The organism is Pseudonocardia sp. GCM10023141 (genome assembly GCF_042653605.1).
On sequence record NZ_JBHSIR010000025.1, the window covers coordinates 1 to 13,633 of the forward strand.

A 13,633-nucleotide genomic window follows, 5' to 3' on the forward strand; every position below is an offset into this window, starting at 1 on the left:
GGCGCGGGCGCGGGCGCAGGCGCCCCGGCGACCGGCGCGGGGTTCTCGACCGGCGCGGGGTTCTCGACCGGCGCGGGGGCCGCGGGCGCAGCCGGTGCCTCGGCGACCGGAGCACCGGCATCGGCGGGGCCTGCCGGCGGCGCGGCAGGGGGCGGCTCGGCCGGAGGCGGGTTGTCGACAGGCGGGTTGCTGGCGGGCGGGTTGCTGGCGGGCGGGTTGCTGGCGGGCGGGTTGCTGGCGGGCGGGTTGCTGGGCGCGACGTCCGTGGATCCGCCGGTACCGGAGCCGCCGGTACCGGTGGTGGACGGGCCCGAGCTCGGCGTTCCGGTGCTGGCTGTGCCGGTGCTGGGCGGTGGGGTGGGCTCCGACGCGGTGGGCTCCGGCGCGGCGGTGGGACCGGCCGCGGGTGCCTCGCTCGGAGGTGCACTGGGAGCGGCACTGGGACCTGCACTGGGAGCTGCGCTCGGGGCGGCCGCGCTCGGGGGTGCCGTCGGCAGCGCTCCCGCGGCGGTGGCGCCCAGCGACGCGCCGCCGGCGAGCACCTTGCCGTCGAACGGGTTGGCCGAGGGGAGCGTGGACAGCGCGTCACCCGCGGGCGGGTCGGCCGACGGGGCGGGCGCGGCGTACACCGACCCACCGGCGGGAAGGTCGTCGCCCTGCGCGGTGGGCGAGCCCACCAGCGGTGCGCCGGCGGCCTCGGCCAGCAGGTCGTGCTCGTGGACCAGCGCATCGTGGCCCTCGTCGGTGCGGACCGCGGCCAGCTTGCTGAGCACGTCGTTGACGGCCGCTGCGGCGTCGGCGCGGCGGCCCTGCTGCAGCGCCGTGCGCGCCTTCGCCAGACCCGCGGTGACATCGGCGGCGGCCTCGACCGACGCCGCGCGCTCCGCGTAGAACAGCTTGGAGACGGGCCACAGCGCCGTGCCGGGCTGGGCGTCCCACGCCCCGACGGCGAGCCCGGAGGACGCGAGCACCACCATGGCCGCCGCGACGGCCAGCCGCCGGGCGTGCCGCGGTGGGACCGCCGCGTGGCGCGGCCGGACGGGTGCGCCGCCGGGCACCGGGGTGAGCGCGGCGGGCCGGGCCGACGAACCGGACCGGGTGCCTGCGGTGGGCACCGACGTCAGCTCGACGAACGGGCCTGCCGGCGCCTCGGCTGCGAGTGTCCCGGTTGCGAGCGTCTCGGGGCGGACATCGGCGACCCAGGCCGCGAGCATCGCGACCAGCTCGTCCTCGACCGGGTCGGCATCCGAGCGCTCCGGGACACGCCCGGAGACCAGTGCCTCGATGAAGTCGTCATCAGCGCGCAGCGCGCCGACATCGAGCGGTTCGCCGGGGTCGTGGTTGCCGGAGGGGAAGCCATCGAGAGGGCCGTTCTCGCCGCGCCGCACTCGACCTCCTCTACCGACGGTGGCCGACAATCAGCCTGGGACGTCTGGAATCGCCCGAACTCTACCCGGAAGGGTGTCAGGGCAGCACCCTCGGCACGGCGTTCTGTCGAATGACATCAGCATAGAACAGCGCGCTGTCCTTGTACCTGCGCTGAAGCGTCTCGTAATCGACGTGAACGATCCCGAAGCGCTTGTTGTAGCCCCACGCCCACTCGAAGTTGTCGAGGAACGACCAGACGTAGTAGCCGGCCACCGCGGCACCTGCGGTGATGGCGTCGTGCACCGCGACGAGGTGGGCGCGGATGTACTCGCTGCGGTCGGCGTCGGCGATCCGCCCGTCCGCGTCGACGACGTCGGGGAAGGCCGCGCCGTTCTCGGTGACCAGCAGTTCCAGGCCCGGGTTCTCGGCCGTGAGCCGGAGGAGCAACGCGGTCAGCCCGCGCGGGTCGATGGACCAGCCCATGTCGGTCCGGGGCCCGTCGAGCAGCGGGAACTCGACGTCGTCTGCCGCCACCCACGGTGTGGCGCTCGCGGCGGTGTGGCCGTCGGCCTGCACCTTGGGGTGCTCCCGCGTCCAGTGCCGGACCGGGGTGGGCGCGTAGTAGTTGACGCCCAGCGCGTCGAGGGGGGCCGCGATGATCGCGAGATCGCCGGGGTGCACGAACGCCCAGTCGGACACGGCCGCGGTGTCGGCGATCACGTCGGCCGGGTAGCTCCCGCGCAGCATCGGGTCCAGGAAGATCCGGTTCTGCAGCCCGTCGATGCGACGGGCCGCATCGGTGTCGGCGGGTGAGTCGGTCTCCGGACGCACCCAGGCGAGGTTGAGCGTCACCGCGATGCGGGCGGCGGGCGCGGCCTCCCGGATCGCCGCGGCGGCCAGTCCGTGCGCCAGGTTGAGGTGGTGCACCGCGGCAAGTACCGCGGCGTGGTCGGTGCGGCCGGGGGCGTGCACGCCGCTGCCGTAGCCGAGGAAGGCGCTGCACCACGGCTCGTTGAGCGTGCTGATCGTCGGCGCCCGGTCACCGAGCGCCGCAGCGACGACACCCGCGTACTCGGCGAAGCGCTCCGCGGTCGACCGGGACGTCCAGCCGCCGGCGTCCTCGAGCGACTGGGGGAGGTCCCAGTGGTAGAGGGTGACGGCCGGGGTGATGCCGGCCGCGACCAGCTCGTCGACCAGTGCGGAGTAGAACGCGATGCCCGCCTCGTTGACCGGGCCGAGCTCCTCGGGCGTCACCTGCGGTGTGATCCGCGACCACGACACCGAGAAGCGGTAGGACGTGAGGCCGAGCTTGGCCATCAGCGCGATGTCCTCGCGGAAGCGGTGGTAGTGGTCGTCGGCGACGTCACCGTTGTCGCCGCCGGTCACGCGGCCGGGCGTGTGGGAGAAGGTGTCCCAGATCGACGGCGTGCGGCCGTCCTCGGCCACGGCGCCCTCGATCTGGTAGGCGGCGGTGGCGGAGCCCCAGTGGAAGCCCGCGGGGAACGGGAGCGGATCCGTGGCGTCCGGCCGGGTGGACGCGGCTGCCTGGGTGGTGGCTGGGCTGGTGGCGGCGTGGTAGGTGTCGGTCGCTGCGTGCGTGGTGCTCAAGGCATCCTCTCGGACGGTCGGGCTCGCTCCCTGCGGGTGGAGGAACGGTCTCCCGATCGGGCCGCGCTGTCAAGAGAGCGCTCTCACTCCATGGTGGAACCTAACCGGTGGCCCGTCCGGCCGTCGATGGCGCAGGCTGTCGGATGTGAGCACGCCAGCGTCGCCGGTCCCCGTCCGCACCGAGCTCTTCGGTCCCGGCCGCCTGGCCACCACCGTCGGCGTGCTGCTGCTGATCAGCCTCGTCGCGTTCGAGGCGATGGGCGTCGGCACGGCGATGCCCGCGGTCATGGCCGACATCGGCGCGGTCGCGCTCTACGCCTGGCCGTTCGTCACGTTCATGGCGGCCGGTGTGGCCGGTACGGCGCTGGGCGGGCGCTGGTCCGACGTCGCCGGGCCGCGGCTGCCGCTGCTCGTGGCACCCGCGCTGTTCGGCGTCGGGCTGGTGGTGGCGGGCACCGCCGCCGGCATGGCGCAGCTGCTGGTGGGACGCGTGCTGCAGGGGCTGGGGGCCGGTGCCCAGGGCGTGGCGGTCTACGTGCTGGTGGCGGCGGTGTATCCGGAGCGGACCCGGCCCGCGGTGTTCGGGATGATCTCCTCGGCCTGGGTGCTGCCCGCGCTCGTCGGCCCGCCGATCTCGGGTCTGGTCACCGAGCGGTTCTCCTGGCACTGGGTGTTCCTGGGGCTGGTGCCGCTCGTGCTGCTGGCCGTCGGGCTGGTCGTGCCCGCGGTGGTGAAGCTCGGAGCGCCCGATCCGGGGCGCACGACCCAGCCTCCCCGCCGTGGGCTGGTGGCGGCCGCGCTCGGGGCAGCAGCCGGGGTGGGTGGGCTGAGCTGGGCGTCGCAGCAGGTCACGGTCACCGCGCTGGTGGTGGCGGTGGTGGCGCTGGCCGTACTGGTGCCGTCGATGCGACGGCTGCTGCCCCGCGGTGTGTTCCGGGCCCGGCGCGGCATCTCCACCGTCGTGGCGTGCCGTGGCCTGCTCGCCGGCGGGTTCTTCGCCACCAACTCGTTCCTGCCGCTGCTGCTCACCACCGCGCACGGCTGGTCGTTGACGATGGCCGGGTTGCCGCTGCTCACCGGTTCGCTGGGCTGGTCGGTGGCGTCGATGTGGCAGGGCCGCCACCCCGACCTGCCCCGCCCGCTGCTGTTGCGGGCCGGGTTCGCCGCCCTGACCGTCGGGCTGGCCGGACAGCTGCTGGTGGCCGCGCCGTGGGGGCTGGGCTGGCTGTCGGTGCCGTTCTGGGTGATCGCCGGCACGGGGATGGGCCTGGGCTTCTCGTCGCTGTCGTACCTGCTCCTGCAGCAGTCCGGGCCGGGGGAGGTGGGCTTCCAGTCCTCGGCGGCGCAGATGTCCGACCAGCTCACCACCGCCACGATGATCGGCGCCGGTGGGGCGCTGCTCGCCCTGATCGCCCCACCGGCGCTGGCGCTGGCGGTGCTGATCGTCGCGCTCGCGGGCATGGCCGGGCTCGGCGTCGCGATCGCGGGCCGGACGGTGGCCTGAGCTCGGGACCGAATCTCAGACGGTGCCCCTCAGACGGTGTCGCGCAGCACCAGCTCGGTCGGCAGGATCACCGGCGCGCCCGGCCTGCCGTGCTCGATCTCGTCGAGCAGCCCGGCCGCCAGCGCGGCTCCCATCCGCGACACGTGCTGGCGCACGGTGGTGAGCGCCGGGCGGGCCGACGTGCCCAGCGGCGAGTCGTCGAAACCGACCACCGCCACGTCGGTGGGCACCGAGCGGCCGGACTCGCCCAGCACCTGCAGGGCGCCGAGCGCCATCAGGTCGTTGGCGGCGAACACGCCGTCGACATCGGGCGCCACGGCCAGCAGTTGCTGCATCGCCTGCCGGCCGCTCTCGAAGGAGAAGTCACCCTCGACCGCGCCGTGGCTGCGCAGGCCGCGCGCCACCAGCTCCTCGTCGAAGCCGGTGCGACGGTCGATCGCGGCGGTCATGTCCATCGGGCCGGTGATCGTCGCGAGCCGGTGCCGTCCCCGATCGGCGAGCAGCCCCGCCGCCGACCGGGCCCCGGCGACGTTGTCGGTGTCGACGTAGGGCAGGCCTGGCACCGGGGTGAACGGGCGTCCGGACAGCATCACGGGAACCCCCGCCTCCCGCAGCCTGCGCGGGAGCGGATCCTCGCCGTGCAGCGACAGCAGGATCACGCCGTCGAGGTGGCCGCTGCGGGCGAAGCGCTCGAAGCGCTCGCGTTCGGCGTCGCCGGAGACGATGGAGAACACGAGCTGGACGTCGTGCTCGGCCACCGTCGACTGGGCGCCGCGCAGCATGAGCGCGAAGTGGGGATCGCCGAAGAAGCGCTCCTCCGGTTCGGCCACCACGAACGCCACCGAGTCGCTGCGCCGCGTCATCAGCGAGCGGGCGGCCCGGTTGGTGACGTAGGAGAGCTCGGCCGCGGCGCGCAGCACGGCCTCGCGCGCCTGCTCGCCCACCGTGGTGGAGCCCGACAGGACGCGCCCCGCGGTGGCTCGGGACACGCCGGCGCGCGCCGCCACCGACTCGAGCGTGGGTGCGGCGCGGCCCGCTGGTCGTGCTGCCATGGAGAGGATGATGGCAGCCGCGAGGCCGATCAGGCGCGCGCGGCCCGCGGGGCGCTGTCGGCGGGTCGGTCGAACCAGTGGCGCGCCCGCTGGGCGGGACGCTCCACGAGGAACCAGCTCGCCACGGCCGCCGGCACCGTCGCGACGATGCCGAGCAGCAGGTACGGCGTCACTCCCCAGGCCGTGGCACCGGCGATGGCGAGGAGCTGCTGCGCCGGGAAGGCGTAGATGTACATGCCGTACGAGATGTCGTTGCGGCTCCCGACCTTCTGCAGCGGCAGCACGGCGCCGAGCCACATGGCCAGGTAGGCCACCGGCAGCGCACCCAGCCCGTTGGGTGCCGAGGTCACCATCACGAGCGCCAGCAGGGCGAGCGCGACCGCGGCCGTGGCCGCATGGAGCGGGACGTGGCGGCGCAGCACGTACAGCGTGGCGCCTGCGAAGAAGAACGGGTAGAGCATCAGGCCGTCGTTGAGCCAGAACGGCAGTGCCGTGCCCGGGCCGAGCAGGATCAGGTGCCCGAGCGTGAACCCGACGAAGGCGAGCACGACCACCGCCGCGACGGCCCGGCGCGGCACCAGCGACACCAGCAGGCCGATCACGACGTAGCACACGGCCTCGGAGAACAGCGTCCACAGCGACCCGTTCCATGCCGGGAACGCGGTGCTCGGCAGGCTGGTGCCGACGGCGTAGTCGTTGATCAGCAGTCCGAGGTTGACCAGGACGTGGCGCACGCCGTCGCGCCAGCCGTAGGTACCGCTGCTGAGCTTCGCCCCGATCGGGGCGACGACGAAGGCGACGACGATCAGGGCCGCGAGGTAGCCGGGGTAGATCCGCACCAACCGTCGCCACAGGTAACCACCGAGACCCCCGGAGAGCCGGCTCTGGGTGATCAGCCAGCCGGAGATCGTGAAGAACCCGGCCACCGCGATCTCGCCGAGGGTGAACCGGCCCAGGTGCGGGTCGCGGCCGAACCCGCCCAGCGGCCAGGCGTGCGACACGATGACGAGCACGGCCAGCGCCAGCCGCAGCGCGTTGAGGCTGTTGTGCCGGGCGGGGAAGTCGGCCAGGCGGCGCCGCAGCCGCGGTTCGGCCGTGTCGATGCCCGGCGTGGCAGCCCCCGTGATCATGCGTGCAGCTTGCCGTACCCGGGTGGTGCGCCCGGACGCGGTGGAGGGTGACGCCCGGGTGGGCCGGTTGCGCTGAGTGAGCATCGGTGGTCCCGCCCACTGCGGGTCCAACACTTAGCCCTTGCGCTAAGCATCGGCGCGCGCAATACTTAGCCGCGTGGCTCAGCATTCGGCCGTCCTCGACGGCGTGTTCGATGCGCTCGCCGACCCGACACGGCGCGCGGTGATCCGGCGCCTCGGTCGCGGCCGGGCGAGCGTCGGCGAGCTCGCCCGTGATGCACCGATGACGCTGCCGTCGTTCATGAAGCACGTACGGGTGCTGGAGTCGAACGGTCTGATCCGCACCACGAAGTCCGGCCGGGTACGCACCTGCGAGCTCAACCGCGAGCGTCTCGCTCTCGTCGACGACTGGCTCGCCGAGCAGCGCGGCATCTGGACCGAACGCACCGACCGGTTGGACCGGTTCGTCACCAACACCCAGGAGAAACCGTGATCCCCGACCTCGATCTCAGCATCGAGCGTGTCATCCGAGCTCCCCGCAAGGACGTGTGGGCCGCGTGGACCGATCCGGCCAGCCTGGCCCAGTGGTGGATCCCGGCACCCACGCGCTGCCGCGTCGAACGGCTCGAGGTCCGACCCGGCGGAGCGTTCGTGACGCAGATGAGCGACGACGGCGCCGCGTTCGTCCCGCACCTGGACGCCTGCTTCCTCGTGGTGGAGGAGTTCGAACGCATCGTGTTCACCAACGCGATCGACAGTGCCTGGCGGCCCACGAGCCCGGCCCCGGTGCCGATGACCGCCGAGGTCGTCCTGCAGGACTGCGCGGACGGCACCGACTACCGGATCACCGTGCGCCACGGCGACCCGGCCGACTGCGCTCGGCACGCCGAGCTGGGCTTCGCCGACGGGTGGGGCACCGTCATCGGGCAGCTCGCCGGTTTCGTCGAGGCAGGAGCCACGCGATGAAGGTCGCCGTCATCCAGTTCCTCACGCTCGACGGCGTGAGCCAGGGGCCCGGTTCGCCCGACGAGGACCCGAGCGAGGGCTTCACCAGGGGCGGTTGGCTCGTGCCGCACATCGACGAGGTGTTCGTCGAGCGGACCTCGGCATGGCTCGACCATGCCGACGGCCTGCTGCTCGGCCGCCGCACCTACCTCGCGTTCGCGCGCGACTGGCCGCAGATCCCCGAACCCGACCCGTTCACCGAGCGGATGAACCGGCTGCCCAAGTACGTCGTCTCGAACACGATCGAGACCGGCGAGTGGGCGCCGACCACGGTGCTCCGCGGCGACGCGGCAGCCGCGGTCGGCGAGCTGAAGGCGCGGCCGGGCCGCGAGCTGCAGGTGCACGGCAGCGCCACGCTCGCCGCCGCACTGCTCTCCGCGGGGCTCGTCGACACGCTGCGGATCGTCGTGGCGCCCACCGTCGTCGGATCCGGCCGCCGCCTGCTCACCCACCCCGCCACCGCCACCGGCATGCGGCTCGTCGGGAACGAGTCCACGGCGGCGGGCCTGCTGCTCCTCGAGTACGAGGTCACCGGTGCCGCCGCCGTGGGCGCCTACGAGGGCTTCACGGACCTCGTCGGCTCAGTGTGACGGGGGCACGTCCAGCGTCGGGTTGCGGTCGAAGAAGCCGACGGGCCGCAGCCGGAAGCCGCAGCGGTCCACGGGCATGATCGGCCAGTCCTCCGGTCGCGGCACGTGGGTGGTGCCGAAGGTGTGCCAGACGACGATGTCCTCGCCGTCGATCGGGCGGTCGGCCGCCACGAACGCGGGCAGGCCGCCACCACCCGGGTGCTGGTTGACCAGCTCACCCGCCGCGTAGCGCTGCGCCGGGTCGTAGCGCGTGACCCACAGGTGCTTGGACGCGAACGTCGCGCGCCTGCCGATCGACGAGTCGGGCGCCGCCAGCAGCGTGGGCAGGCCCTCGGGGTGCAGCGCGTAGCCGGTGGGGTTGCCGAAGCGGTTGGTCTGCTCGGTGCTCACGATCCGCCACGTGCGTCCGACGCCGGGGTCGGCCGTGCGAGCAGCGCCGGACTCCGTGGCCAGCCGCGTGGACACCGTGCCGAACGCGTTGCCGAACGGGTTGTCCGCGCCGGTGGGGAACGCGGCCACGTCGATCTCGTCGACGGCGTTGGCCGTGCCGTCCACGGTCATGTCGAGGCGGGCGCTGAACAGGTGCTGGTGCAGCGGCGCGCCCAGGCCGGGAGCCACCTCCCGCGACCACGGCGCGTCGGTGAACGCCGAGGTGAACAGGACACCGGTGGCCTTGACCTCCATCTCGATGGTGCCGTCGAGGTAGAAGTACCAGAAGAAGCCGTAGTCGTAGTTGCCCACGGTGATGAAGGTGGAGATCACCAGCCGCCGCTGCCGCCGCGTCTCCACCGACTCGGTGAACAGGTCGCTGTGCTTCCAGAGGACGCCGAAGTCCTCCTCGTGCAGGCAGATCGCGTTCTGGACGACCCGTGGACGGCACTCGGTGTCGGGCAGCACGGCGTCGAGGTAGGTGATCTCCCCGACGCAGTCGCAGCCCAGCATGAGCGAGTTGACCTGCTGGCCGAGCAGGTACTCGCCCGCGTCGAAGTAGTTCTGCCAGAACCGGACGGGCCCGGGATCGGCGTAGGGCACCACCATCTCCGAGATCGACGCGCGGTGGATCAGCGGGCGGCCCGCGATCGACACCTGGTGCAGCACCAGCGCTTCGCGGGCGTCGAAGCCGACGCGGAACTCCCAGCCCTCCCACGACACGACGTCGTCGGTGACGGTGAAGCTCGGGCCGTCGGGCTGCGTGATGTGCAGGGGCCTGATCGACGTGCGCGGGGGACCGGTGAACTCCGGGTCGTCGAAGTTGCCCTCCTCGACCGGCACGGCGATGTCGGCGTGGTCGATGAGCTGCACCACCTCGCGGGTGGTGAGGTCGACGTAGGCGACCAGCCCGTCGATCGGGTGGGCCCACGGGTGGTCGGCCGGGCGGTGCTGCAGGAACGACAGCACCCGCAGCAGCCGGCGTCCGGGCTCGCCGTCGATGCCGAAGGAGCCCGCCGAGAGCGGGCACGGGCACACCAGCGACAGGTCGGTGATGCCGCGGCGCTGCAGCGCAGCCACCCAGCCCGCGTCGGCCTTGACGATCTCGTCGACGGCGACGAACTCGTCCAGCATGATCGGTGGCTGGCCGTCGGTGGCCGGGTCGATGTCCGTGGCCTCGTCGACGACGCCGCGCGTGAGCGAGGCCACGACGATCCGCGACCGCCCGGTGCCGACGTCGAGCAGGATCGCGCGCACCTGCCGGTCGGGTGCGCCGCCGTGGTCACGGTCGAAGGCCAGCACCGCCGCCTTGGGCGGCTCGTGCAGCGTCAGCGACGCGAAGCGGGTGTCGTCGTGCACCTGGCCCGCCGCGGTGAGCACCTCACGGGCGCGGTCGATCTCGGCGGCGGTCAGCCGGGCCAGTGGGTGGACTGCGGTGGCCGGCGCGGTCGCCCCGGTCTGCTCGTCGTGGAGCACCACGTGGAGGGTCCCTCTCGGTCGGTGGTCGGGTCGGTGGCTCGACGGTAACAAGACAGCTGTCGGATGATCAGCGCCGGACGATGAGGGAGATCGCCGACACCGAGTCCTCGACGCCGGCGACCAGGTTGCGCAGGTCGATCGGCAGCGAGGCGGTGCACTCGCCGATGGCGAAGCGCACCTGTGCGCGGTCGCGGTCGACGTCGAGCACCCGGTCGACCTCGAGCGCGCCGAGGACGGCGGCGAGCGCGGCACCGGACACGTCGCGCTCGCGCGGGGTCCGCAGCATGTGCTCCAGCCGCAGCCGGGGCCCGGCGGCGCGCATCAGGTCGACGGCGGGGAAGCGGTCGGCGCTGCGGCGCAGGAGCTTGCGGCCACCCTGCTCGCGGCGCACGACGCCGTCGTCGACGAGCCCGCGTGCGACCAGTTCGAACAGGACGTCGGCGAGCGCCTCCACCCAACTGCGCACGGTGTGCGCGCTCGTCTGGCGCTGGATGCTCTCGACCACGAACGCGCCGATCTCGTCGCTGCCGGAGCCGCGGGTGTCGGCGACGACGATCCGGTCGTTCTCCATGCCGAGCCGACGCGCCATTATCAGATCGGCGAGCTCGGCGGCGACGAGGCCGCACTTGAGCAGATCCTGTCCGACGTCCGACTTCCCGGTGAACGGGTTGTGGAGGATGAGGAACATTCGCTTCGCGAGCAGGTCCTGCGCCATCCGGGCTGTGCTCCTCTCGCGTGGCAGGCCATGTGACCTGCTGGGACGGCATGTTATCTCGCGTCGGTGAATCGGGTGAACCGTAGCGGAATTGCGCGGAGCGTGATGGTTCGAATGCGTATGGTGATCATCCGGCTATTGCACGGAGAAATGATAGGGTGCGCGCGCGCCGGGGGTCGCCGACGATTCGCCCGGGCTTCTCCGTCGATTCCTGCCGCTCGGGAGCTGTGAATGTCGTCCGTGCACCAACCGGTCCCGCAGCTGCGCCGTCGCCGGCTCGGGGTCATCCACCTCCTGTTCTTCACGGTCGCGGCCTCCGCGCCGCTGACGGTGCTGGGCGGGGGCGTCACCACCACGTTCGCCGTCACCGGCAACGCCGGCGTCCCGCTGTCGTTCCTCGTGCTCGCCGTCGCGCTCGCCCTGTTCGCCGTCGGGTACGCCGCGATGAGCCGCCACGTCGCCAATGCCGGCGCGTTCTACTCGTACCTCGCGCAGGGCCTGGGGCCGCGCTGGGCGGTGTCGGGCTCGTTCGTGGCGCTGCTGTCCTACAACGCCATCCAGATCGGGCTCTACGGCCTGTTCGGGGCGAGCCTGGCCGGCTTCCTGTCCTCGACGTTCGGCATCACGCTGCCGTGGTGGGCGCTCGCCGTCGCCGCGCTCATCGTGGTGGGCGCGCTCGGCGTGCTGCGCGTGGACCTCAACGCGCGCGTGCTGGCCGTCCTGCTGATCCTCGAGTGCATCATCGTGGCGCTCTACGACATCAGCGCGTTCGGGCACCCGGCAGGCGGCAGCGTCTCGTTCGCGGGGCTGACACCGTCGAACCTGTTCACCCCGACGGTCGGCGCGGTGTTCGCGTTCAGCATCGCGGGCTTCATCGGGTTCGAGTCGGGCGCGATCTACAGCGAGGAGTGCCGCAACCCTCGCGTCACGGTGGCCCGCGCCACGTTCGCCGCGCTCACGTTCACCGGCCTGTTCTACGCGCTGTCGGCCTGGGCCATGACCGTCAACGTCGGCGCCGAGAACCTGCAGGCCGAGGCCGGCACGAAGCAGGCCGACCTGGTCTTCTCGGTGCTGGCGCAGAACTGGGGCGGCGGCATCTCGGTGCTGGGCAACCTGCTGTTCCTCACGAGCGTGTTCGCCGCGCTGCTGAGCTTCCACAACGGCGTGGCCCGCTACCTGTTCGCGCTCGGCCGCGAGCGGGTGCTGCTCGCGGCGTTCAGCCGTGTGGGTGCCGCCTCTGGTGGCCCGCTCACCGGTTCGCTGGCACAGTCGGCGCTGGCCATCGTCGTGGTGGTGGCGTTCGCGATCTTCGGCGCCGACCCGGTCCTGCAGCTGTTCACCTGGTTCAGCGGCACGTCAGCGGTGGGTGTGGTGCTGCTGATGGCCGTCACGTCGGTTGCCGTGGTCGGCTACTTCCGCCGCCACCGCGACGCCGCGTCCACGTGGCAGGGTCTCGTGGCCCCGGTGCTCGCCACGATCGTGCTGTTCGCGATCGTCGCGATCCTCGTCATCAACTTCGACGTGCTGATGGGCAGCTCCGACCCCGGCTGGTTCGAGCGCGGGTTCTTCCCCGGCCTGATGCTCGTCGTCGCGCTGCTGGGGCTGGGGTGGGCCGCGGTGATCAAGCGCAACAAGCCGGCCGTCTACAAGCGGATCGGGCAGACGGCGATGGCGCCGGAGGTCGTGGAGCCCAAGATCCAGCTCAACGTCCCGACGCCGCCGCGGGCGGGCTGATCCCCGCACCCCCCGCCCCCGCCCACGCTGCCCGGTCGGTCCAGGCCTGCAGCGTGGCGCGGGTGCGGAACCGGCGCGGTGCTCCCGTGAGCGGGTCGGTGAACTCCAGCGTCGAGGCGAGCAGTTGCAGTGGCCGCCGGAAGTCGTCGAGGGGCTTGTCGGTGAGCACGGGGTAGAAGTCGTCGCCCAGTATCGGGATGCCGAGCCCGGACAGGTGCAGCCGCAGCTGGTGGGTGCGCCCGGTCCGGGGGGTGAGCAGGTAGCGGCCCAGGCCGCCGCGGTGCTCGGCGAGCTCGACGAGCGTCTCCGCGTTGGGCTCCCCGGGCACCTCGACCGCGCAGATCACGCCGCGTTCCTTGACGATGCGGCTGCGCACCGTCCGGGGCAGCGTGAGCTGCGGGTCGAACGGCGCGATCGCCTCGTAGGTCTTGTGCACCAGCCGATCCCGGAACAGCGTCTGGTACGCGCCGCGGTCCTCGGGGCGGATCACGAACATGAGCAGGCCCGCCGTCACGCGGTCGAGCCGGTGCGCGGGGATCAGCGCCGGCAGGTCGTGCTCACGGCGCAGCCGCACGAGTGCGGTCTCCACGATGTGGCTGCCGCGCGGGATCGTGGCGAGGAAGTGTGGCTTGTCCACCACCAGCAGGTGCTCGTCGCGGTGCACCACGCCGATCTCGAACGGCACCGGCACCTCGACGGGCAGATCGCGGTGGAACCACAGGAAGGACTCGGGTACGTACGGCGACTCGACGGTGATCGGGCCGTCGGCGTCGACGATGCGCTCCTCGCGGAGCATCGCGTCGATGCGCGCGGGTGCGACGCGCGGCAGCCGCTCGACCAGGTGGTCGCGCATCGTGGCCCAGCCGGCGGCGCCGGGGTCGACGACAGGCGTGCGCAGCCGCACGGCGTCGAGCCCGTGCCGCTGCGGCAACGGGGACTTGAGCTTGCGCCGCACCCACCGACCCTACGCGGCGGCACACACCGGAACGCCCCCGCACACACCGTGGGAGGTGTGTGCG

Annotated in this window: 12 protein-coding genes; 5 read left to right on the forward strand and 7 right to left on the reverse strand. The window is 72.7% G+C overall.

Annotated elements, in window-relative coordinates; all coding sequences use genetic code 11:
- A partial coding sequence (locus ACFPFQ_RS13380) for an anti-sigma-D factor RsdA (RefSeq protein WP_379618428.1) occupies window positions 1-1,388 on the reverse strand: 1,388 nt, incomplete at its 3' end.
- A gap of 76 nt (window positions 1,389-1,464) precedes the next feature.
- Window positions 1,465-2,976, reverse strand: coding sequence for a GH1 family beta-glucosidase (locus ACFPFQ_RS13385; RefSeq protein WP_379618430.1), 1,512 nt, complete (start codon window positions 2,974-2,976; stop codon window positions 1,465-1,467).
- 145 nt (window positions 2,977-3,121) lie between these two features.
- Between ACFPFQ_RS13385 and ACFPFQ_RS13390 the strand changes: the two genes are divergently transcribed.
- On the forward strand, window positions 3,122-4,480 hold the full coding sequence (locus ACFPFQ_RS13390; RefSeq protein WP_379618432.1) for an MFS transporter: 1,359 nt from the start codon (window positions 3,122-3,124) through the stop codon (window positions 4,478-4,480).
- Between the two features lie 29 nt (window positions 4,481-4,509).
- Here ACFPFQ_RS13390 and ACFPFQ_RS13395 read toward each other — a convergent pair whose 3' ends face one another.
- Together ACFPFQ_RS13395 and ACFPFQ_RS13400 are read right to left on the reverse strand one after the other, a co-directional pair.
- The gene (locus tag ACFPFQ_RS13395; RefSeq protein ID WP_379618434.1) at window positions 4,510-5,532 is read right to left on the reverse strand and encodes a LacI family DNA-binding transcriptional regulator; all 1,023 of its coding nucleotides are present in this window, start codon (window positions 5,530-5,532) and stop codon (window positions 4,510-4,512) included.
- 29 nt (window positions 5,533-5,561) lie between these two features.
- Window positions 5,562-6,662: an acyltransferase family protein gene (locus ACFPFQ_RS13400; protein ID WP_379618436.1), complete on the reverse strand. Its 1,101-nt coding sequence runs from the start codon at window positions 6,660-6,662 to the stop codon at window positions 5,562-5,564.
- A gap of 157 nt (window positions 6,663-6,819) precedes the next feature.
- Between ACFPFQ_RS13400 and ACFPFQ_RS13405 the strand changes: the two genes are divergently transcribed.
- From ACFPFQ_RS13405 to ACFPFQ_RS13415, 3 genes are read left to right on the forward strand one after another with little or no spacing between them, the layout of a single operon-like run.
- Window positions 6,820-7,155 carry an ArsR/SmtB family transcription factor gene (locus ACFPFQ_RS13405; RefSeq protein ID WP_379618438.1) on the forward strand — a complete coding sequence of 112 codons (336 nt, stop codon included), beginning with the start codon at window positions 6,820-6,822 and terminating at the stop codon, window positions 7,153-7,155.
- Window positions 7,152-7,628, forward strand: a complete 477-nt coding sequence (locus ACFPFQ_RS13410) for an SRPBCC domain-containing protein (protein ID WP_379618440.1) — start codon at window positions 7,152-7,154, stop codon at window positions 7,626-7,628. The genes ACFPFQ_RS13405 and ACFPFQ_RS13410 overlap by 4 nt, the downstream gene beginning before the upstream one ends.
- Entirely contained in the window at window positions 7,625-8,257 is a 633-nt protein-coding gene (locus tag ACFPFQ_RS13415) for a dihydrofolate reductase family protein (protein WP_379618442.1), read from the forward strand. Before ACFPFQ_RS13410 ends, ACFPFQ_RS13415 begins: the two co-directional genes overlap by 4 nt.
- Here the strand turns inward: ACFPFQ_RS13415 and ACFPFQ_RS13420 are convergent.
- A complete protein-coding gene (locus tag ACFPFQ_RS13420; protein WP_379618444.1) occupies window positions 8,249-10,165 on the reverse strand; it encodes a primary-amine oxidase in 1,917 nt (638 codons plus the stop codon). The two genes, ACFPFQ_RS13415 and ACFPFQ_RS13420, sit on opposite strands and share 9 nt — an antisense overlap.
- Before the next feature lie 67 nt (window positions 10,166-10,232).
- The gene (locus ACFPFQ_RS13425; RefSeq protein ID WP_379618446.1) at window positions 10,233-10,880 is read right to left on the reverse strand and encodes a GOLPH3/VPS74 family protein; all 648 of its coding nucleotides are present in this window, start codon (window positions 10,878-10,880) and stop codon (window positions 10,233-10,235) included.
- A 231-nt stretch (window positions 10,881-11,111) separates the two neighbouring features.
- On the opposite strand from ACFPFQ_RS13425, the gene ACFPFQ_RS13430 reads away from it, so the two are divergent.
- Window positions 11,112-12,614, forward strand: coding sequence for an APC family permease (locus tag ACFPFQ_RS13430; protein WP_379618448.1), 1,503 nt, complete (start codon window positions 11,112-11,114; stop codon window positions 12,612-12,614).
- Here the strand turns inward: ACFPFQ_RS13430 and ACFPFQ_RS13435 are convergent.
- Window positions 12,583-13,569, reverse strand: coding sequence for an RluA family pseudouridine synthase (locus ACFPFQ_RS13435; protein WP_379618450.1), 987 nt, complete (start codon window positions 13,567-13,569; stop codon window positions 12,583-12,585). The two genes, ACFPFQ_RS13430 and ACFPFQ_RS13435, sit on opposite strands and share 32 nt — an antisense overlap.
- Window positions 13,570-13,633: the final 64 nt, after the last annotated feature.